This window comes from Microbacterium sp. LMI12-1-1.1 (genome assembly GCF_040676455.1).
Lineage (GTDB): Bacteria > Actinomycetota > Actinomycetes > Actinomycetales > Microbacteriaceae > Microbacterium.
In genome coordinates this window covers 632,280-652,987 of sequence record NZ_JBEGIA010000012.1, presented here as the reverse complement: position 1 = coordinate 652,987, position 20,708 = coordinate 632,280, and the positions used below count along the sequence as shown (strand labels likewise).

14 protein-coding genes are annotated in these 20,708 nt (G+C 70.4%); 10 read left to right on the top strand and 4 right to left on the bottom strand.

Annotation, left to right across the window (positions count from 1 at the left end; all coding sequences use genetic code 11):
- Nucleotides 1-25: 25 nt before the first annotated feature.
- Entirely contained in the window at nt 26-2,245 is a 2,220-nt protein-coding gene (locus tag MRBLMI12_RS11490; RefSeq protein WP_363356605.1) for a PQQ-binding-like beta-propeller repeat protein, read from the bottom strand.
- A 328-nt stretch (nt 2,246-2,573) separates the two neighbouring features.
- Here MRBLMI12_RS11490 and MRBLMI12_RS11485 point away from each other — a divergent pair, with 328 nt between their 5' ends.
- Entirely contained in the window at nt 2,574-3,899 is a 1,326-nt protein-coding gene (locus MRBLMI12_RS11485) for an alkaline phosphatase family protein (protein WP_363356604.1), read from the top strand.
- 64 nt (nt 3,900-3,963) lie between these two features.
- Here the strand turns inward: MRBLMI12_RS11485 and MRBLMI12_RS11480 are convergent, their stop codons facing one another.
- Together MRBLMI12_RS11480 and MRBLMI12_RS11475 are read right to left on the bottom strand one after the other, a co-directional pair.
- Nucleotides 3,964-4,761 carry a type II CAAX prenyl endopeptidase Rce1 family protein gene (locus MRBLMI12_RS11480; RefSeq protein ID WP_363356603.1) on the bottom strand — a complete coding sequence of 266 codons (798 nt, stop codon included), beginning with the start codon at nt 4,759-4,761 and terminating at the stop codon, nt 3,964-3,966.
- A 1-nt stretch (nt 4,762) separates the two neighbouring features.
- Nucleotides 4,763-5,257 carry a hypothetical protein gene (locus MRBLMI12_RS11475; protein WP_363356602.1) on the bottom strand — a complete coding sequence of 165 codons (495 nt, stop codon included), beginning with the start codon at nt 5,255-5,257 and terminating at the stop codon, nt 4,763-4,765.
- A 259-nt stretch (nt 5,258-5,516) separates the two neighbouring features.
- On the opposite strand from MRBLMI12_RS11475, the gene MRBLMI12_RS11470 reads away from it, so the two are divergent.
- The 4 genes from MRBLMI12_RS11470 to MRBLMI12_RS11455 all read left to right on the top strand — a co-directional run bounded on the left by MRBLMI12_RS11470 (nt 5,517) and on the right by MRBLMI12_RS11455 (nt 11,294).
- Nucleotides 5,517-7,769, top strand: coding sequence for an ATP-binding protein (locus tag MRBLMI12_RS11470; RefSeq protein ID WP_363356601.1), 2,253 nt, complete (start codon nt 5,517-5,519; stop codon nt 7,767-7,769).
- A 233-nt stretch (nt 7,770-8,002) separates the two neighbouring features.
- The gene (locus tag MRBLMI12_RS11465) at nt 8,003-8,623 is read left to right on the top strand and encodes an alpha/beta hydrolase (protein ID WP_363356600.1); all 621 of its coding nucleotides are present in this window, start codon (nt 8,003-8,005) and stop codon (nt 8,621-8,623) included.
- Nucleotides 8,624-8,688: 65 nt separating this feature from the next.
- Nucleotides 8,689-10,200 carry an aldehyde dehydrogenase family protein gene (locus tag MRBLMI12_RS11460; protein ID WP_363356599.1) on the top strand — a complete coding sequence of 504 codons (1,512 nt, stop codon included), beginning with the start codon at nt 8,689-8,691 and terminating at the stop codon, nt 10,198-10,200.
- On the top strand, nt 10,197-11,294 hold the full coding sequence (locus tag MRBLMI12_RS11455) for an NAD(P)-dependent alcohol dehydrogenase (RefSeq protein WP_363356598.1): 1,098 nt from the start codon (nt 10,197-10,199) through the stop codon (nt 11,292-11,294). Before MRBLMI12_RS11460 ends, MRBLMI12_RS11455 begins: the two co-directional genes overlap by 4 nt.
- A 30-nt stretch (nt 11,295-11,324) precedes the next feature.
- On the opposite strand, the gene MRBLMI12_RS11450 is transcribed toward MRBLMI12_RS11455, so the two are convergent.
- A complete protein-coding gene (locus MRBLMI12_RS11450; protein WP_363356597.1) occupies nt 11,325-11,690 on the bottom strand; it encodes a winged helix-turn-helix transcriptional regulator in 366 nt (121 codons plus the stop codon).
- Between the two features lie 95 nt (nt 11,691-11,785).
- Here MRBLMI12_RS11450 and MRBLMI12_RS11445 point away from each other — a divergent pair, with 95 nt between their 5' ends.
- The 5 genes from MRBLMI12_RS11445 to MRBLMI12_RS11425 all read left to right on the top strand — a co-directional run bounded on the left by MRBLMI12_RS11445 (nt 11,786) and on the right by MRBLMI12_RS11425 (nt 20,601).
- On the top strand, nt 11,786-12,640 hold the full coding sequence (locus MRBLMI12_RS11445) for an SDR family oxidoreductase (protein WP_363356596.1): 855 nt from the start codon (nt 11,786-11,788) through the stop codon (nt 12,638-12,640).
- Nucleotides 12,641-12,777: 137 nt separating this feature from the next.
- Nucleotides 12,778-14,247, top strand: coding sequence for a DUF3375 domain-containing protein (locus tag MRBLMI12_RS11440; protein ID WP_363356595.1), 1,470 nt, complete (start codon nt 12,778-12,780; stop codon nt 14,245-14,247).
- Complete coding sequence (locus MRBLMI12_RS11435; RefSeq protein ID WP_363356594.1) at nt 14,240-15,001, top strand: DUF4194 domain-containing protein; 762 nt, start codon at nt 14,240-14,242, stop codon at nt 14,999-15,001. The genes MRBLMI12_RS11440 and MRBLMI12_RS11435 overlap by 8 nt, the downstream gene beginning before the upstream one ends.
- The gene (locus MRBLMI12_RS11430) at nt 14,998-18,357 is read left to right on the top strand and encodes an ATP-binding protein (protein WP_363356593.1); all 3,360 of its coding nucleotides are present in this window, start codon (nt 14,998-15,000) and stop codon (nt 18,355-18,357) included. The genes MRBLMI12_RS11435 and MRBLMI12_RS11430 overlap by 4 nt, the downstream gene beginning before the upstream one ends.
- Before the next feature lie 81 nt (nt 18,358-18,438).
- Nucleotides 18,439-20,601, top strand: coding sequence for a BTAD domain-containing putative transcriptional regulator (locus MRBLMI12_RS11425; RefSeq protein WP_363356592.1), 2,163 nt, complete (start codon nt 18,439-18,441; stop codon nt 20,599-20,601).
- Nucleotides 20,602-20,708 lie beyond the last annotated feature (107 nt).

The window sequence follows — 20,708 nt, the reverse complement described above, 5'->3', positions numbered from 1 at the left end:
CCAGCGGTGGCCGGCCGGGACGACCTCAGATCGTCAGCCCGCGCAGCACCCCATCCTGCGCCGCGACCACGAGCTGTCCGCCGACGATGACCGGGGTCGAGAAGGTGTTCGCAGTGAACAGCTGCCGATCTACCACCGAGGCGTTCTTCACGGGGTCGATCGCAGCCAGCAGCCCGCCGACCGAGACGAGCCACACCGTGCCGGTGCGGGGATCGATGACCGGCCCGGCGTTGACCACCCTCGGCACCGCCTGAGCGCTCCACCGCGTGCCGCCCGACGCGGGATCGACGACCGACACCACACCCCACTCGGTGGTGAGCAGGAGGCTGCCGTCGCCGAGCGTCAGGGCCGGCGCGAACATGTGGCTACCCGGCACCCGCCACAACTCCGCCCCGGTCGCGGGGTCGACCGCGATGGCGTCGGTGACCGTGCTGAAGAGCACCGCACCTCCCGGCAGCACCTCCACCCAGTCGTCCCACGGCCCGTAGATGAGCTGACGATAGGCGTCGGGCCGTTCATTGGTGAGGAACGACCACAGCTGCGCTCCCGTCGCGAGGTCGTACGCGTACCCGCGCCCGTCGCCCGCGCCGACGAACACCCGCACTCCATCCGACGCGGCCCGCCCCGCCGTGCGCACCGGCACGTCCGCTTCCCACAGCGTCGCCCCTGTCACATCGAGGCACCGCAGCCGGTCCTCGGCTGCGACGAGGACGCGATCGGCACTGGAAGCGGTGGACCGCACCACGGCCGGCGTGGACATCACGGGCTTGTCGAAGGTGCTCGCCCACTGGACGGCGCCGGTCCGTGCATCCAGGGCCGTGAGTCGGTGGTCGGCGCCGGGCAGGCAGACGAGGCTGCCGTCGGTCGTGAACGCCGCACCCCGATGCATCGGTCCGAGGTCGCGCGTCCAGCGTCGTCGGTGCGCAGAAGCTCCGGCCACGTCCACAGCCACGACCCGTCCGGAGGTCGACCCGGCGACGACCGTTCCGCCGAAGGCCGCAAGCGCACCCTGGAGCTGTCCGCCGACGGCGAGCTCCCAGGCCGCTCGGGCACCGCTGGGCCGATCGATGGCGACCTGGACGGTGTCGTGGCGGCGCACCCCTGCGCCGTCTGTGGCGCGCAGCTGCACGCGATGTGCGCCCGGAGCCAGCATGCTCGCATCCAGCGACCCGTGCCACGACGAGCCTCGCGCCGCGAGCGCGGTCCACACCCCGTCGTCGACGGTGCCGAAGACGGACTGAGGGTGCACGCGCACGTCGACGGCGACCGCGTCACGCCCGGCGACGGCCGTGAGGTCGATCGCGCCCTCGCGCACACGCACTCCGGAGCGGATCGGCTCCGCACCGCCGGGCGGCGCCTCGAGCGGGATCTCGGTGAGCGGGGCGACCGTCGGGGCGTCGGCATCCGTCGCGCCCAGCGACACCTGCTCGACGGCCAGCACCCGGCCCTGCGGCGAATCGCGCGCCGTTACGCGCAGGTAGAAGGGTCCGCTGCGCGTGGCCACCGAGGCGACCTGCGTGAGCCCGTTGAATCGGTCGATCTCGCTGCGATGGATGTGCCCCGCGAAGATGCCGCGCACATCGAACGGCGCGATGGTGCGCAGCAGCTCGTCGGTGTCGTTCACGAAGTAGTTGCGGCCGGCGATCGGGTAGTGCAGGAACATCACGGAAGGGATGCCGCGAGCGGCGCTCAGATCATCCCGCAAGGCAGCGAGATCATCGCCGAACAGTCCGGGCTCCTGCAGCGCCTGCGTCGGATCCAGGGCGACGAAGTGCACACCGCCGGCATCGAAACTGTAGCTGGTCGGACCGAACCACCGCTGGAAGCGCTCGCGGGCGCTCGTATCCCAGCGGATCTCATGGTTGCCCGGCGCGTGACGCAGCCGGTCCCACAGACCCGGCGGAATGGCGTCGCGATAGGCGGCGAACTCGGCGTCGCTGCCGTAGTCCGTGATGTCGCCGCAGTGCAGCACGAACTGGGGCTGCTCGGCCTCGACGGCGGCGAAGACCCGCCGCAGGTTGTCCAGCCGCACGATCTCCTCGTCGTTCGCATGGGTGTCGGTGAGCACGACGAAGCGGAGCTCGCCCGCATCCGCCGCGCGTGGCGCCCCCACCGCGGCACCCGGCCACGGCCCCCAGGCCGCGCCGCCCAGCCCGACCCCGAGCCCGATCGCCGAGAGCCCGAGGAATCCGCGCCGGCTGAGAGCCGTCTCGCCGTGCCCGCTGCTGTTCGTCTGGTCCGTCATCCTCGCTCCTCCGGTCGTCGGGCGTCCTGACCAGTACCCAACCGGCCGGCGGCCGACGGCACCGAGCGCCGTCGCGCGAAATGCGAGGGATCGACATCCGCGGGCACGGTGGCGCAAGAAACCGGCGATGCGGACCGTGCGACGGCGCCGCGTCGCGTCGGCCTCTGCCGCCACCACCTTGCGGAATCACGCACGTGCGCTGACCCGATGGCCGATTCCTTGCACGACATCGCCGAAGTGTTGCTCGCATCCGACAGCGCGGCCAGCGTCGGGAGGGCCGGGGCAAGGCCCCCGGTGCACCCGTGTGAACCGTGAGAGAGAGTTGACGATGCGACCTTCGAAGCAGATCCGCCGCCTGTCCGCCCTTGCCGCCGCCGGCCTCGTCGCCGTGACGCTCGGCGTCGCCGCGCCCGCCGCCGCGGCCGGGCACCCGGCTCCGGGAGCCGAGGCGGGTGACAGACCCGGCGCCTCCGTCCCGGCCGAGCACGTCGTGTTCATCGCCCTGGACGGCTTCGACATCGACTATCTCGACGACGCCGAGCTTCCGAACCTGAGCGCACTGGCAGGGCGGGGAAGCCTGAGCGTCTCAACGGGCGTCATGAGCTCCATCACGAATCCGTCGTGGTCGTCGGTGGCGACAGGCGCGTGGCCCGAGACGCACCGCAACACCGCCTACTGGTTCGACGCGTCGACAGGGACAGCGCGCGGTCAGCAGCGCGATCTCGCCGTCCCCACCATCGCCCAGGCGATCCGTGACCAGGGCGGCACCGTGATGTCGGCCCAGTGGTTCATCGTGCAGAACTACGGGGTCACCTTCGGCGACCCCGAGGGCCTCTACACGCAGCCGGGCGGGGACTGCGCCCGTCGCACCGACGACGCGGTCGCCGTCATCAGCGGTCAGCCGGTGATGAGCGGCGGCACGGCGGTGCAGACGCCGGGCGTGCCCGACCTGATCGCGGTCTACTGCGATCGGCTGGACGCGCTCGGGCATGCCGAGGGCGATCAGGCCGAGGGGATGGCGGCCGCCCTGGCCGACATCGACGTGCAGATCGGGCGGCTGGTGCAGGCGACGAAGGACGCCGGCATCTACGGTCGCAGCGCGTTCGTGGTGACCGGAGACCACGGTATGGAGACGTTCACCGATGGCATGCGCGACGAGCTGCTCGCGGCGATCTCCGCGGCGGGATACGACGCCGAGATGCTCTCTGCCGGGCAGTCACCGCAGCCCGGAACGGACGCGGTCATCGTCGTCGGCGGCGTCGGCTCGCTGCACCTCGTGGGCGACGCCGCGGACGACCCCGCGGCTGCCGGGGCGATCGAGGCCGCGGTCACCGCGCTTCCCCACGTCGCTGCCGTCTACGACAAGCAGGAGCAGCAGGCCATGCACATGTCCCCGAACTACGGCGAGCTCATCATCGAGCCGGCGGAGGGATGGAGCCTCGGCGCGGCGCCCGCTGATCCCGCCGGCGTCCACGGCATGACGCGCGTCATGGAGGTGCCGCTGGTGCTGGCGGGAGCGGGTGTGCGTCCTCACGCCGCGCCCCACGACCCGCGTCACATCGACATCGCTCCGACGATCGCCGCGCTGCTCGGGTTCGATGGACCGTCCGGCGCCGATGGACGCGTGCTGACGGAGTCGATCCGGATGCCGTGAGCCGCCGTCCGCCAGGCGCGGCGCAGCCGCCCGAAGGTGCGGATCTTCTCTCGCCGTCAGCGCGTCATCCGGAGATCTGCAGGATGGAGATGGCCGCCTGCAGGTCGAGGAGGAAGTGCACGACGATCAGGTACGGCATCAGGCGGGGTCGTTTCCAGAGCGACCACGCCAGCACCAACGCGAACCCGAGGAACATCGATGCCCGCCATCCGATGAACGACAGGTCGAAGATCAGCGGCAGCGTGGCGTGCTGGAGGGAGAGGAACACCGCCGGGATGAGGACGGCTGCCGCGGCCGAGCCCGTCCGCGCACCGAGCCTGCGCTGGACATATCCGAAGTAGAGCGGGAGTTCGGTGAGGGCGACCGACACCGGGAACAAGGCGACCGCCAGCACCGCCGCCCACGTGGGCAACGGCTGGATCAGGAGCGCATTCGCGGTGGTCGGCTCGGTGAAGAAGATCGGTGCCAGAAGGATGCTGGCACCGACGGCGATGCCTCCTCCGACGAACGCGACGGCGAGGGCGAGCAGGACGTCTCTCGCAACCCCTGGGCGCACCGGTCGATAGAACGCGGTCAGCGAGAAGCCCTCCACCCTGGCCCGCCACCGCAGGAAGACGAACGTCACCACACTCGTCGCCGTTGCGGTGAGCGGCCACCAAGCCGCCGACGCCGACCACGGCTCGGGAACACCACCGGCGAACAGAACCACGGCGACGATCGCTTGAAAGACCGCGAACAGGACCAGCCGCATCGTGAGCGCGACGGTGAGCAGCCGCCCGCTGGGGCTCATCGAGCTCTCGGCTGCCACACCCGCCACTGACATGCCGGCGGGCGGCACCATCGGATCGTGGGGAGAGACCATGTCACGGTACGGTCGGGGCGGCCCGCAACGGCTGACGGGGCAGCCACGCGACGACGCCGAGCAGGGCCAGGACGAGGATGATCTGGACCCCTCCCGTCGCGAAGTAGAGGACCTGCAGGAACGAGCCCCCGCCGATCATGATGGTCTCCACGAAGATCCAGATGAGCATGACGAATCCGGCGACCGCAGTCCACAGCAGGGACGCTTCTCGGCGAGCGAGCAGCAGCCCGCCAGCGAGAACCTGGCTGCCGCCGACGACCACCGCGAGGATCACCGCCGGCCATGTGAATGACGTGAACGGCCCGGACGCGAGGAACGACATGGGCATTCCCAGCCCGTCCGTGACGAAGACCGCGATCCCCCCGGCGAGCGCCGAGAGCGCGTTGAACCCGGTGACGACGACCAGCGCCCAGAACACGAGCGACCGCAGCAACCCGATGCGCAGATGGACGCGGCCACGATGTTCGACGTTCGTGCGGTCAACCGTATGAGTCATGTTCCGTTCCCCCCCGCTATCCGCCGTCTGCCCGAGATCGCCGCAGATCGTCGGTCCGTCTCGATCCAGTCGACAACGTGACACGTGACGGGGGCGGGCCGAACGTCCTATGGACTTGCGTGTGTCATTCGCTCCGCCGTCGAGGTTCGCCGGACGGCGACGGTCGTCTGATACCCGGAACGGGCCCCGGGAACACTGCGATAATCGACCCGCCCGAGTGCACCTGCGCCCGTGGCGGGCGAGGACGCCTGGAGTCGTGATGATCAGAGAGCCGCGAAGCGCGTTCGTCGGTCGCCATCGCGAGCTGGAGGCTCTCGAATCTCTCCTCGATGAGTCTTCTCTGGTCACGCTGACGGGCGTCGGCGGTACCGGCAAGACTCGGCTCGCGATGCGCGTGGCGAACAGCTATGCGGAGCGCGAGGGCATCGACTGCTGGTTCGTCCCACTCGAGTCCGTGCAGGACCCGCTGCGTCTTCCCCTCGCGGTGGTGCGCGCCCTTCCACTCGCCGACCAGTCGGCGCGCGATCCGCTCGAAGTCATCGTCGACGCGCTCCGCAGCACGCCCGCGATCCTCGTCGTCGACAACTGCGAGCAGATCATCGATGCCGCCGCGTCGTTCATCGACGAACTGCTGCTCGCTCTCCCCCGGCTCACGGTGCTCGCTACGAGCCGTCGCCCACTCGAGCTCGACGGCGAACTGGTCTACCCGGTGCCTCCGCTGTCGATGGTGGCCCCCTCGGACGGGCGGTCCGAGGCGGTGTCGCTCCTCGTCGCCCGAGCGCGTGCCGCCGACGCCGCCTTCGAACTCGGGGTGGCGGACGCGGAAGCCGCGGCCGACCTGTGCCGATCCCTCGACGGGCTGCCGCTCGCGATCGAGCTCGCGGCGACACGGCTGCGGACGCTCTCGATCGCGGAGCTCGCGAGCGGGCTGTCCTCCCGGTTCACCCTCCTGCGCGGCGGCTCCCGCAGCACCGTCGGGCGCCAGCGCACCCTCCGTGCGGTGGTCGACTGGAGCTACGAGCTGTGCTCGCCCGAACAGCGCGAGCTCTGGTGCGGGCTCGCGGTGTTCTCCGGCACGTTCGATCTCGGGGCCGCTGCCGCAGTCGGCGGTTACACCGTCGACGCCATCGTCGATCCCCTCGACGACCTCGTCGCGCAGTCCGTCGTCGAGGCGGATCACGAGACCGGTCGGTTCCGGATGCTCGAGACGATCCGCGGCTACGGGAGGGAGCGCGCCGAGGAGGAGGGGCGGTCGCCCTCGCTGACCCGCCGTCACCTCGACCACTTCGCCGCCCTCGCCGCGAGTTCCCGCGTCGATTGGTACGGGCCACGCCAGACCGCCGTCCTCGCGCAACTGCGCGCGGACCGGGCCGAGCTGCAGTCGGCTCTCACCATGGCCGCCGCGATCGACACCGACGCCGCCCTCGCCCTGTTCTCCGACCTGCGCTACCACTGGGCGGTCGGCAGGTTCCTCCCCGAGGGACGCGGCTGGGCGACGCGCGTACTCACCCTGCCGGGAGGCTCGGCGGCGCACCGCGTTCCCGCTCTCATCAACGCGGCCTGGCTGTGCCTGCTGCAGGGCGATCTCGACGAAGCGGCGGCGCGACTCGACGAGGCGGACGGCCAGTTGCCGGGCGCCTCGTTCACGGCGGACCGAGCCGCCACGATGCGCGTCGAGATCCACCGCTGGCGCGGGACGCATGCGATGTTCTCCGGTCGGCCGCAGGATGCCGTGGGCGAGTTCGAGGCATCCATCCGTGCCGCTCGGGAGTGCGATCATCCCGAAGAGGCGCTCCTCGCCCAGTTCCAGCTGACCACGGCGCTCAGCCATCTCCGCGAGCCCGGGGCGGACCGTGCCGCCAGGGACGCGCTCTCGTATGCCGAGTCCGTGGGCGAGAGCTGGATGCGCGCGCACGCGCTGTGGTCGCTCGGGCTCGCCGCGTTCGTCGAGCGTGATCTGGATGCCGCCGAGCGGTTCGCGCGGGAAGCCCTCGTGACGGATCGCGGCTTCGATGACCCCGTAGGCGAGTGCCTCATGCTCGAAGTGCTCAGCTGGGTCGCCGCAGAGCGCGGCCTGGCGGATCGCGCGGCGATCCTCCTGGGAGCGACCGATGCCCGCTGGCGGCTCATCGGGTCGGCGATCACCGTCCACGGACCGCAGCTCGCAGCGCATCACGATCGGTGCGTCGCCGAGCTCCGGCAGCGGCTCGGTCGCCAGCGCCACGACAAGCTCGCCGATGCGGGCGGACACCTCGACCCCGACGAGGTGTCCGCGTTCGCGCTCGAACCGAAGACGACGGTCGCGGGCGGCCTCAGCGCGCGGGAGCGCGAAGTGGCGATGCGCATCCACCGCGGGATGAGCAACCGGGACATCGCCGCAGAACTCGTGCTCTCGGTGCGGACCGTCGACACCCACGTGCAGCGCATCCTCGGCAAGCTCGGCTTCTCGTCGCGCGCCCAGATCGCGGCCTGGTACGAGGCCATGTTCGCCTCTGCGCCGCCGATTACGTAGTCCTACGGATACCGGAGCCGGGCGTGCGCGCGCACCCTGGGGGAACGACACCGACGTCGGTCCAGCAGATGCGCACCGTCGGGCATCGCGACAGCGAACTCGTGCGCAGCTCCTCCGAAAGGCAGAGAACTTCCGATGACCGCGAACAATCGCCCCCGAATCATCCTCGTCCACGGCGCGTGGGTGGGCTCGTGGGAATTCGACCCGCTCGTGCAGATCCTTCGTGAGCGCGGGTGGCAGGTCGATGCGCTCGATCTGCCCTCGACGGGGAGCACCGAGAGCATGCTCCAGGATGCCGCGGCGATCACCGCGCGATCGATCGCGCCGGCGGGCCGGTCGTGCTCGTCGGGCACTCCTACGGCGGCGTGCCCGTCACCGAGGCGGGCGATCATCCCGCGGTCGAGCGCATCGTCTACGTCGCGGCATTCGCCCTCGACGCCGGTGAGAGCGTCATCACCTCGATGGGCGGCGCCCTCCCCGGAGTGTGGGGCATCTCCGACGACCAGCTGACGATGGGCCGCAGCCGGGAGGAGCGCGTGGACATGATCGCCGCGGACATGCCCCCGGGAGTTCCCCGCGATGCATCCGAGCAGCTCGCCGACCTGTTCCGGCCGCAGTCGCTCGCCTCCTTCAGTGACCAGGTCTCTCACGTCGCGTGGCGGGTGAAGCACGCGACCTACGTCCTCACCGAGAACGACGGCGTCGTCCCGCCTGCCTTCCAGGAGTCGCTCGCCGTGCGCAGCAGTGCCGAGATCGTCCGCATCCCGCACGGTCACGCACCGTTCCAGGAGGACCCCGCCGGCTTCGCGGACCTGCTCGAGCGCGTCGCGACCCTGTCGTCGGTCGCGAGCTGAGCACACATCCACGCGACCGAAACCCCAGAGACGACCGATTCCACCACTCAGAGAAGAGCAGAACGATGACCCTCACCCAAGCCCCGCCAGCGGCATCCGCATCCGCATCCACACCCGCCGCGACCTTCCCGCCCGGACGACTGTTCATCGGCGGGCAGTGGAGGGATGCCTCGGACGGAGGTCGCATGGACGTCGTCGCACCCGCGACCGGCAGGAAGCTCACCGAGGTCGCGAAGGCGACGACCGCCGACGTCGATGCCGCGGTCGCGGCCGCCCGAGCCGCATTCGACTCGGGAGTGTGGTCGGGGCTGTCCGGTCGCGAGCGCGCGCGCATCCTGCAGCGCGCCTACACGCTCATGCGCGAGCGCACCGAGCAGCTCGCCCACGTCGAGAGCACCAACGTCGGCAAGCCGATCACGTTCGCCCGGGTCGTCGACGTCAACAACGCCGCCGAGCTGTACGAGTATTACGCGAGCCTCGGGCACCACCTCGACGGCGCGGTGCGCGAGACGTCCGGCAGCACGCACGTCTACGTCAAGAAGGAGCCGATCGGCGTCGTCGCGGCGATCACGCCGTTCAACTTCCCACTCATCCTGTCGAGCACGAAGATCGCCCCCGCGCTGATCGCCGGCAACACGATCGTGCACAAGCCGGCGAGCGACACCCCGCTGAGCGCACTCCTGATGGCGGAGATCCTCCAGGAGGCCGGTGTGCCGGACGGCGTCTTCAACGTCGTGACGGGCTCGGGCGCCGCGATCGGCGATCACCTCGTCGCGCATCCGGACGTCGACAAGGTCGCTTTCACCGGCTCGACCGAGATCGGCGCCCACGCGGCGCAGCTCGCCGGCCGCACCCTCAAGCCGTTCACCGCCGAACTGGGCGGCAACGCCGCCAACATCCTCTTCGCGGATGCGGACCTGAGCACGGCGATGCACACCGTCGTCGCCGCGTTCGTGTTCAATTCCGGCCAGTTCTGCATGGCAGGACCCCGGCTCCTCGTCGAGCGCCCGATCTACGACCTCGTGCTCGGCATCCTCGCCGACGCCGTGCCGAACGTGCCGTTCGGCGACATCACGGATCCCGAGACCGTGATCGGCCCGCTCGCGAGCGCTACCCAGCTCGAGAAGGTCGCGGCGATCGTCGACCGTGCGAAGGCGGCCGGCGCCCGGGTGGTCACCGGAGGTGAGCGAGCCGACCGCGACGGCTTCTTCTACCGCCCGACAGTGCTCGCCGATCTCGGCTCCGACGCCGAGGCCGTGTCGGAAGAGATCTTCGGCCCGGTGCTCACCGTGCAGCCCTTCGACACCGAAGAGGAGGCGATCCAGCTCGCCAACTCCACGCGCTACGGGCTTGCGAGCGGCATCCAGACCTCCGATCTGGCGAAGGCGCACCGCGTCGCCGCGCGGCTGGAGGCAGGGATCACCTGGGTGAACGGCTGGGCGCTCCTCGACCCCGCCATCCCCTTCGGCGGGGTCAAGGCGTCGGGCTGGGGTCGCGAGGGAGGACCGGAGGCGATGGCCTCGTACCAGCGCTCACACGCGATGGTGTTCAACCTCGAGCAGGGGACCGCCCAGTGACGGCGGGACGCGCCGCCGTTCTCGAGGCGGGCGAGCTGCTCGTCAGCGACGTCGAGTTCGCGGATCCCGGCCCCGGGGAGGTGCTCGTCAAGATCGTCGCCTCGGGCGTGTGCCACACCGACCTCGGCGTGATCGCCGGCGGGATCCCCTTCCCCTCGCCCGGGATCATCGGCCACGAGGGCGCCGGGGTCGTCGAACGTGTCGGCGAGGGCGTGACGGGCCTCGCCGCCGGCGACAAGGTGCTGCTGAGCTTCACCTCGTGCGGATCGTGCGCGGTGTGCGAGTCAGGACATCCCGCCTACTGCGAGACCTGGCTGCCGCGGAATCTCCTCGGGATGCTGCGACCGGAGGGTTCCGGTGATGTCACGCGCGGCGGCACCGCCGTCGCGAGCCACTTCTTCGGCCAGTCGTCGTTCGCCCAGTACGCGATCGCCGACGAGCGCGCGGCGGTCAAGGTCGGCGCGGACGCGGATCTCGCCGTGCTCGCACCGCTCGGCTGCGGCGTGCTCACCGGCTTCGGGTCGATGTGGAACGTGCTCGATCCCGGCGAGGGCGACATCGTCGCGGTCTACGGGACCGGCGCGGTCGGGCTCTCGGCGGTCATCGCGGCTTCGCTGCGCCATCCGTCCCAGCTGATCGCGATCGATCTCGTCGACGAGCGGCTGCAGCTCGCAGAGGAGTTCGGCGCGACGGCGACGATCAACGCCGGCACCGAGGACGTCGCCGCACGCCTCGCCGAGCTGACCGGCGGTCGCGGCGTCAACCTGAGCTTCGACACGACGGGCAGCCCTCGGGTCGCGCGCGGGGCCATCGACGCAGCTTCGGTACGCGGCACGGTGCTCGTGTGCGGCGCCCCGCCTCCGGGGACCGAGATTCCCGTCGACATCCAGGGGATCCTCTCCGGCAAGGTGCTGCGCGGAGTCACGATGGGAGACACCGATCCGGCGACGCTCCTTCCGCGACTGATCGCGCTCCACGCGGAGGGGAAGCTGCCGCTCGAGAGAATCGAGAAGCGCTACACCCTCGATGAGATCGCGCGCGCGGCCGACGACATGCACCACGGCGTCAGCGTGAAACCCGTCATCGTGTTCTGAGCTCGGCGCGAAGGAGTCGGCCCGCGCCGCCTACGTCCGCCCGACCATCGCGTCGGCGTGGTCGGCGACCCACGCGACGAGCGGGAGCATCCGCTCCATGAGGTCGCGGCCGAGCGGGGTGAGGCTGTACTCCACGTGGGGAGGAACGGCCGGCAACGAGTCCCGATGCACGAGGCCGTCGGAGGCGAGGGTGCGAAGCGTCGATGCCAGCATCTTCTCGCTGATGCCGTCGACCTGTCGGCGCAGCTCGCCCCACCGCAGCGTTCCGTCGGAGAGCGCAGAGAGCACGAGCACGCCCCACTTGCTCATGATGTGGTCGAGGACGACGCGCGTGCTGCAACCCTCGTCGAAGATCTGATCCTGTGACGCGCGGATCTGCGCGAAACTAACCACCATGTGGGTACCTTACCCGAAAGTGGGTACCCTTGGTCGGGAAGGTGATGCGAAGATGCCGCGTTGTCATGGGCGATCCCTCTGAGAAAGGACTCCTCATGACCATCCTCGTCACCGGTGCCACGGGCCAGCTCGGCCGCCTCGTCGTCGACAACCTCCTCGCTCGCGGCATCGAGCCGTCGGCCGTCCGCGCGGGCGCACGCGACGTCGCCAGGGCCGCCGACCTCGCCGAGCTCGGCGTGCAGGTCGTGCCCCTCGATTACGACGCTCCCGAGACTGTCGCGGCCGCCGTCGACGGCGTCGACGCCCTGCTGCTCGTCTCGAGCAGTGAGGTCGGCAAGCGCGCGGCGCAGCACCAGGCCGTCATCGATGCGGCGGACGCCGCAGGCGTCGCGAAGCTCGTCTACACGAGCGCATCGAAGGCGACGACGAGCGACCTCGTTCTGGCACCCGAGCACAAGGCGACCGAGGAGGCCATCGCGGCGTCCGGCATCCCCGCGGTGATCCTCCGCAACAACTGGTACACCGAGAACTACGTCCCCGACGTGGCGCGCGCCAAGGACACCGGCGTCATCGCCGCGAGCGTCGGCGAGGGACGCGTCGCCTCTGCGAGCCGCATCGACTACGCCGAGGCCGCGGCGGTCGCGCTCACAGAGGACGGGCACATCGGTGAGGTCTACGAGCTCGGCGGTGACGTCGCGTGGAGCTTCGACGAGCTTGCCGCGGCGGCGTCCGAGCTGACGGGCCGAGAGGTGCGCTACACGCCGCTGACGACCGCGGAGCACGCCGCCGCGCTCGAGGCCGCCGGCCTCGATGCCGGCACGGTCGGCTTCGTGACCGCGCTCGACGCGAATATCCGCGACGGCGCACTCGCCGAGGCCGATGGCACGCTCTCGCGCCTGATCGGTCGCCCGACGACCCCGCTCGACGAAGGCTTGCGCGCGGCGCTCTGAGCGCCCGCGGTGCGTCCGGTCCACTCCAGGAGTCTCGAGCGGGCCGGACGCGCCGCTGAACGCGTCGGCGGGTGACGGCGGCGAGCAGCGAGGTCTCGTCAGCGGGAGTGCCGACCGCGCCGACTAATCTTGAAACGATGTCGAATACGCGCGCCGAGGCGGCTTACCAGCGTTCGGTGCTGGCGTTCAAGGATCCGACTCTCGATCTTCTCCACGGCCGCTATGCGCCCTTCGTCGTGGCGATGCTGTCGATCGTGTTCACCGCTGAGCGCCGCTCGGTCGCGGTCCCCGACGCCCATGCCGAGATCGGCGAGGCTCTCGAAGAACTGCGCGCGGCAGGATACGACGAGGACGAGCGCCGGCTTCCTGCCGGGACCGCCCGCGAGATCTGCCGCAGCTGGGTGCGCGTCGGATGGCTGGCGCCGCAGCTCGAGGATGATGTCGAGGTCTACCGGCTGACGGCGCACGCCGTCGGGGCGCTCGAGATCGCGGGCCGGACCGGCGGCGGGCGCGCGCGGGTCTCACGGTCGCGGGTGCGGACGCTGCTGGATGCCGTCGAGCGGTTGGCGCGTGACGCGGAATCCGACCCGGAGGCGCGCATCGCCCTGCTGCGGGAAGAGCGTGACGCGCTCGATGCAGAGATCGCCCGGCTGCGCAACGACGAAGCGGAGCCGGTCGACGACGAGCAGCTGCTCGAGGAGGCCGAGAACATCCTCCACCTCGCTCGCGAGCTGCCCGCCGACTTCTCCCGCGTCGCGGAATCGATCAAGGCGATGCAGCGGGATGTCGTCGCGGACCTGCGCCGCGACATCCGTCCCACCGGTGAGATCCTTCGCGAGTACCTGCAGCGGGGCCGGCATGTGATGCAGTCGACGCCGGAGGGTCGAGCGTTCGAAGGCGCGCTGCGCCTCATCGGCGACCCCGAGCACATCGACCGTCTGGCGACGCAGCTGCGCACACTGCTCGCCCAGCCGTTCTCCCGGCTGATGGGAACCGCGCAGCGCAGCGATCTCGACTCGATCGGACGCCAGGTCGAGAAGGGTGTGCAGGACGTTCTCACCGCGCAGCGCCGGGCGTCGCAGGTCATCACCGCACAGGTGCGCACCCATGACCCGATCCGCGACCGTCAGGTCGACGAGCTCCTCCGAGGCGTGATGTCGGGACTGCACGTGTGGATGCAGAGCTCCAGGCCCACCGATCGCGTCGAACCGCTGCACACCTTCCCGGTAGCCGACATCGGGCACCTGCGGCAGTCCCTCAGCGACCTCCGCCCGCAGGGCGCACCGGCGCCGCTGCCTGCGCCGGACGACGTCGAGTTCGTGGATGCCGACACCCGCGCCTGGGGCGGACCACGGTACGCGGAGCTCGAGGAGTACGTCGCGACGCTCGGCGATCGCTTCGACCTCGCCACCGCCTTCGAGGGCGCCGCGGACGACACGCGCCGCCCCGTCGACCTCCTCGGACTCCTGGAGATCGCCCACCGCAACGGCATGACCGAGAGCGACGACGTCTCCGTCGCCGAAGCGCGACGGCCCGACGGGTCGAGTCGCAGGTTCGCTTTCGGCGCTGTGACCGCCCGCACTGTGAAAGAGCCTGAGAATGACTGACCTCGCGACCGCGCCCGACACCGCGACGGACGACCCGTTCATCGATCCGGTCGCGATGGAGCACGATCCGGAGGAGCTCTTCCCCGGCGATCGCGGCGTCCTCGACCCCGAGGTGCGGCGCGTGCTCGTGCGCCTGCTGCAGCGCCGCTTTCTACTCGCCGACCGCAACCGCGGCGAGTGGACCGTGCTGATGGATCACCAGCACACGATCGAGTCACGCCTGAACGACCTCTTCGTCCGGCTCGTGGTCGACCACGATCGCGGCGTCGCGTACAAGGAGCAGATCCGGTCGGACGAGCTCGAGATCCCGATCCTGCTGCGTGATGAGGCGTACTCACGCGCCGAGACGCTCGTGCTGGTGCACCTGCGCACGGTCTACCAGCGCGAGACGACCGCCGGTGAGTCATCCGCGCGCGTCGACATCGAGGAGATCGAGCAGACGGTCCTGACCTACTTCGCCGAGGCGGATGGCAGCACCGCCCGCCGGCAGAAGGCGATCCGCGGCGCGGTCGCCCGGCTGCGCCAGGACGGCGTCATCGAGGAGGAGTCGGAGGGCCGGTACCGGATCAACGCGCTGGTCGAGATCCTGCTCAGCTCCGAGCGCCTGCAGGCGCTGCGGGACTGGCTCGAGACGCGGTCGGCACAGTCCGCACCGATCGACGACCTCGATGAGGACGAGGAGGCTGACGCCGCTGACGGCGTCGATGACGCCGACCCCGACGCCGATGTCGACGACATGGAGGCCGCACTGTGACAATGCTCGACACGCTCTTCGGACTCATCCCGGCGGCTTCTCGCGGGCAGCAATGGGTCGCCGATGAGCTCCAGCTCGTCAACTGGGGCGGCTACGACGGCGCACACCGTGTGCGCTTCTCGCCGGCGGCCACGCTGCTGTGCGGCGGCTCGGGCTCCGGCAAGTCGACGTTGATGGACGCCTACGTGGCCCTCATGATGCCGCACACGACGCCGTTCAACGGCGCCTCCAACGGCGCCGTCGTCGGGCGGCCGCGGGGTCAGGAGCAGCGCAACATCCTCTCGTACGGGCGGGGCAAGACGGACGAGACCCGCACCGAGGACGGCACGAAGCTGACGGTGCTCCGCGGCGACGGCACCGACACCTGGTCGGCGATCTCGATGACCTGGCTCGATCACGACGGCTCCCGCTTCACGGCGGTGCGCGCCTGGTACATCCCGGCGGCCGCGCGCGTCCTGGAAGACACGGTGCGTGTGCGTGCGACGGTCAACGGTCCGTTCGATCTGAGCTCGCTCGAAGCCGCGGCAGCGCTGCGATTGACGGATGCCGCGGTGAAGAGTGTCGGACTCGACACCGTCGCGACCGACCGCGAGTTCTCCGCTCGTCTTCATACCGTGCTCGGCATCGGCGCGGCCGGCGCGGGCGCCAAGGCGATGAGCCTGCTCGCCCGCATCCAGGCCGGTCAGCAGATCACCACCGTCGACGACCTCTACAAGCGCATGGTGCTCGAGGAGCCCGAGACGCTGGCGACCGCCGACGCGGTGGTCGCGCATTTCGACGGCCTGGAGGGCACCCGCAACCGCATGCTGACCGCGCAGCAGCAGGTGCGCGCACTGGAGCCGCTCAGATCGGCGCGGGCGCGGATCGAAGAGGCAGCCGAGCGGCTGCGTCTGCTCGACGACATCGGCCGCTTCACCGAGCCGGACTCGCTCACGACGCTGTGGCGGGCATCCCGCCGCCTCGACCTGCTGCGCGACGTCGAAGCCGAATTGCAGGCCGGGACCCGCACCGCCGATGCCGCGGTGCGTGAGAAGCAGACGCTGGCCGAGGCAGCGGACCTGGCGCGGGAAGGGCTCGGAGAGGTGCTGCGCGCGGCGGGCGGCGACCGGCTCGAGACCGCCCACCGGGAGCTGCGCGGACTTGAGAACCGGCTCACGAGCGTGGGACGGGAGCGCGAGAAGCTCGACGTCGCGCTCGAGATGCTGCAGGTCGAGGTCGGCTCCGCGCAGGAGTTCGAGGCATTGTCGCTTCGCGCCCGTGAGGCGGCCACCGACGCCCAAGGGAAGGAGACACTCCGCGAGGCGTACGCGGCGGCGGTCGGCGCCAGGAACGCCCTCGCGGCCCGCGTGACCCACCTCGAGGCCGAGCGGCGCGAAGCCGAAGGCCGCGACGACAACATCCCCGACCGGCTCCGCCGATCCCGCGAGCTGCTGGCACGCGCCGCCGGCCTGACCACCGGCGACCTGCCCTTCGTCGGCGAGCTCATCGAGGTCCGCACGGAGTTCGAGCCCTGGCGGGAGGCCTTCAACCTCGCACTCGGCGGCTTCGCCACGACGCTGCTCATCGACGTCGCGCTGCTGCCGGCGTTCCGCGCCGCCATCGACTCCGTCCGCACTGCCGATCGCCTCCGCTACGAGGGCGTGCACACCGGCCTCCCCGAGGCCGGCGCACGGGACCCTCACACCCTTGCCGGCCGGCTCGACTACAAGAGCACGCCCTTCACGGGCTGGCTGCAGGAGGAGCTGGACCGACGGTTCGGCTACGTGTGCGTCGACGCGGCCACTCAGCCGGCAGGCCACCGGATGACGCTGACGATCACCGGGCAGACCTCGCACGGATCGCGGGGGGCGCACGGCGGGCACGGTCGCGGCAACGTCCTCGGATTCTCCACCCACCGTCGCCTCGGCGAACTCGATGCGCAGCTGGGGGCCGTCCGCGCCGAGCTCGCAGCCGCCCGGACGGCGGCCGCCGAGGCCGGCGTCGAGCTCGACGCCTTCGACGCGCGGCTCGCCGTGTACGCGAAGATCCAGGGCCTCACGTGGGAAGAGGTCGACATCGCCTCCCTCGAACGGGAGCGCGAACGCTGGCAGGCGATTATCGCAGACGTCACCGCCGCGAACCCCGCGATCGCCGGCATCCAGTCCCAGATCGAGCAGAAGAGAAGGGAGGCCGCCGAACTGCGCGAGGACATCGGCGGCGCCAAGGCGGAGCGCAAGCGCCTCGCCGACGCGTGGGCGGCCACGACCGACGAGGTCGACGCCGCCCAGTCCGTGATCGACGCGGCGGAGGCTGCAGGGCGTGCGCTGACCGACGACCAGGCGTCTTACCTCGACACGCAGTTCCTTGCGCCCGACCAGACCGGATCCTCGACACGCACGCAGGATCTCGCGCGGTTCGATGCGGCGCTCGATTCCGCAGCGCGCCGGTTCGGCGACGATCAGCGCGCCGCGCAGGACGCCGTCACGGAGCAGCGGGAGAGCCTGCGGCGGACCCTGAGCGGATTCCTCGATCGCTGGCCCAACCCGAACCTTCTCGCCGACCCGGACCATTCGCTCGGCGACTTCGAGCGCATCCTGGCCGACCTCGAGACCAGTGGCCTGCACGAACTGGAGACGGAGTGGCGCGACAGCCTGCTCAAGCTCTCGGGGAACGACCTCACCAACCTCGATTCGACGCTCGGCCGTTCGCTGCGGGAGATCCGCGATCGCATCGAGCCCATCAACGTGATCATGCAGGATCTCCCCTTCTACGACGACGACCATCGGCTGCAGATCACGCCGCGCGAGAACCAGTCCGAGGTGCGCCGGCGCTTCCGCAAAGAGCTCCGCGAGGTGCGCGCGCTGATCGAATCCGTCGCCACCGACGAGGAGCGCGAACGCGCCTACCACCGGATGTCGCGGCTGATCGGCCGCCTGCGCCGCAATGCTCCGGACTTCGCCGAACTCGTCGACGTACGCAACCACGTGCGAGTGAGCGCGGAGCGCATCCACGCGACCACAGGGCAGCATGTCGCGCTCTACGATCACATCGGCGAGAAGTCCGGCGGCGAGTCCCAGGAACTCATCGCGTTCATCGTCGGAGCGGCGCTGCGATACCAGCTGGGTGACGCCGGCGCCGAGCGCCCACGGTATGCGCCGGTCTTCCTCGATGAGGCCCTCATCAAGGCCGACGCGCACTTCACCAAGCGCGCGATCGGCGCCTGGCGCGGGCTCGGATTCCAGCTCATCATCGGCGCTCCGAACGACAAGTACAGCGCGATCGAGCCGCACGTCGATGTCGAGTACGACATCCTCAAGGACACGCACGGCCGCTCGTGGGCCAAGCCGAAAGTCGCCCTGTCGGGGCCTCGCGGGTGAGCGGACGGCTCCTCGAGCCTGCCGACGCAGCCCGATATCAGCCGTCTTGACGGATATCGGAACCGGGCGCACAGTGGCCCCATGGAGGTTCGCGTTCTTGGAGCGCTGACTCTCGACGACGGCCGGATTCCACTGGCTCCGCGGGATCGTGCGGTGCTGGGTGCGCTCACGGTCCGGCTCGGCGCCTCCCTGTCCGTCGACTCCCTCGCGGCCGCGGTCTGGGGCGATGATCCACCCGCCTCACGGTCCCATGTCATTCGGGGCTGCATCATGCGGCTGCGCCGTCTCATCGCGCCCGACCGGATCGAGACGACCCCGCTCGGGTACCGATTGATCCCGGATCACATCGACGTCGACGCCGAGCGGTTCGAACGACTTATCGCGAGGGGTTCGCAACAGCTGGAGCTCGGTGAGCCCGATCGGGCCGCGCACACATTCTCGGAGGCGCTCGCGCTGTGGCGGGGTGAGCCCTACGTCGAGCTCATGGACTGGGGGCCGGCGCGGATCGCGTCGGGACGTCTGGCGGAGCTGCGGCTCGATGTGGAGGAGCTGCTTCTGGACGCGCGGCTGCAGGCAGGTGATGTGCAGGAGGTGACCGCATCGGCGCGCGCCCGCGTCGCCGAGGCACCATTGCGCGAGCGACGCTGGGTGGTGCTGAGCGTGGCGCAATACCGCCAGGGTCGGCAAGCGGATGCGCTCGCCACGGTACGCCGGGCGCGCGTGCTGCTCGCCGCCGAGCTCGGTCTGGAGCCGTGCACCGAACTCGCCGAGCTCGAGCAGGCGATCCTCCGGCAGGATCCCGCACTGATGTCCGACCGGGTGTTCCGAGCCGCGAGCCCGGAGTGCCCGTACTTCGGCCTGCCTCCCGCGGGAGTGGCGGATGCCGAGCGCTACTTCGGTCGCGAGCAGGAGCTGATCGGCGCTGTTCGGGTGCTCGAGGAGCGCGGCGTGCTGCTCGTCGCCGGCCCATCGGGCGTCGGCAAGTCCTCCTTCGTAAGGGCAGGGATCGGTGCCGAGTTTCTCGCGCGAGGTGTCGACGTCGCCATCGTGACGCCCGGCGAGCATCCGATCGATGTCCTTCGCGATGTCGATCTGCCCGTGGGAGAGTCGCTGCTGATCGTCGATCAATGCGAGCAGGCCTTCACCGCCGATGACCCCGCCGAGATCCGCGAGTTCTTCGACGCCCTGTCGCAGATGGTGTATTGCGGCATGCTCGTCGTCGCCATCCGCGCCGACCGTCTCGGAGACCTGGCCGATCACCAAGGATTCGCCCGGATCATCCAGTCGCACCTGCTCCTGCTCACCGCGCTCGGGCCCGACGGCCTCCGAACCGTGATCGAGAGGCCTGCAGATCAGGCGGGTCTCATCCTGGAGCCGGGCCTCGTGGAGATCCTGATCCGCGATGCGGATGGGCGCACTCTTCCGCTGCTGTCCCACGCTCTGCGTCAGGTGTGGTTCCGTCGTGAGGGCCGCGTTCTGACGGTCGAGGCTTATCGGGCATCCGGTGAGATCGATGGTGCGGTCGCGAAGACCGCGGAGGAGGTCTTCGCGACGCTCTCGGAGGAGGGCGTGCGGCTGCTGCGCGACATCCTGCTCCGTCTCGTCGAAGCCTCCGCGGACGGTGCGGTCGGCTCTCGTCGCGTCGAACGCACGAGCATCGCGATCGACGACGCGCACGCCCAGATCGTCGACCGGCTGGTCGATGCACGCCTCATCACGACAGACGAGGAGTCGGTGCAGGTATCCCACGAAGCGCTCGCACGGGAATGGCCACGGTTGAGGCAGTGGCTCGCGGACGATGTGGAGGGCCAACGGATCATGCGACACCTCGGCTCCTCCGCCGCCGCCTGGGACGCGATGGGACGACCCGACAGCGAGCTCTACCGCGGCGGCCGGCTGTCCACGGCCCAGCACTGGCGGGATGCGGTCGACCCCGCCCTCACGGCGGTAGAGCGAGGGTTCCTCGACGCCGCTGCAGCACATGAGACCGCAGCACTCGCCGCCGCGCAAGGACAGCTCCGCAAAGAGCGCCGGATGGTGCGCAGACTGTCCTGGGTGTCGGCAGGGGCCGTCGTCCTCGCGATCGTCGCTGTCGCGGCCGGCATCTTCGCGGGGCTCCAGGCGAATCTCGCCGCGACGACGCCGAGGCACGGCGCATCACGGCGCGCGCGCTCGAGGAGCCCGAGACAGGTCTCCTCACGCACCCGGGCGGTCGATACAGGACTGATACACCGCTTTGGTTGAGTTGCACCCACTCGCACTGCGTCCAGACCGACCAGTCATCTGACGAGTCGCGACGTAGCCGCCCAGCCGCGGTCAGGTGAGTCCTAGGAGGGGACGGTCATGCGATC

Excerpts from the sequence above, each read along its gene's own strand:
- MRBLMI12_RS11425 (WP_363356592.1), top strand. The coding sequence starts at position 18,439 with ATGGAGGTTCGCGTTCTTGGAGCGCTGACTCTCGACGACGGCCGGATT.
- MRBLMI12_RS11470 (WP_363356601.1), top strand. The coding sequence starts at position 5,517 with ATGATCAGAGAGCCGCGAAGCGCGTTCGTCGGTCGCCATCGCGAGCTG.
- MRBLMI12_RS11450 (WP_363356597.1), bottom strand. The coding sequence starts at position 11,690 with ATGGTGGTTAGTTTCGCGCAGATCCGCGCGTCACAGGATCAGATCTTC.
- MRBLMI12_RS11435 (WP_363356594.1), top strand. The coding sequence starts at position 14,240 with ATGACTGACCTCGCGACCGCGCCCGACACCGCGACGGACGACCCGTTC.
- MRBLMI12_RS11445 (WP_363356596.1), top strand. The coding sequence starts at position 11,786 with ATGACCATCCTCGTCACCGGTGCCACGGGCCAGCTCGGCCGCCTCGTC.
- MRBLMI12_RS11480 (WP_363356603.1), bottom strand. The coding sequence starts at position 4,761 with ATGGTCTCTCCCCACGATCCGATGGTGCCGCCCGCCGGCATGTCAGTG.
- MRBLMI12_RS11460 (WP_363356599.1), top strand. The coding sequence starts at position 8,689 with ATGACCCTCACCCAAGCCCCGCCAGCGGCATCCGCATCCGCATCCACA.
- MRBLMI12_RS11485 (WP_363356604.1), top strand. The coding sequence starts at position 2,574 with ATGCGACCTTCGAAGCAGATCCGCCGCCTGTCCGCCCTTGCCGCCGCC.
- MRBLMI12_RS11440 (WP_363356595.1), top strand. The coding sequence starts at position 12,778 with ATGTCGAATACGCGCGCCGAGGCGGCTTACCAGCGTTCGGTGCTGGCG.
- MRBLMI12_RS11490 (WP_363356605.1), bottom strand. The coding sequence starts at position 2,245 with ATGACGGACCAGACGAACAGCAGCGGGCACGGCGAGACGGCTCTCAGC.
- MRBLMI12_RS11475 (WP_363356602.1), bottom strand. The coding sequence starts at position 5,257 with ATGACTCATACGGTTGACCGCACGAACGTCGAACATCGTGGCCGCGTC.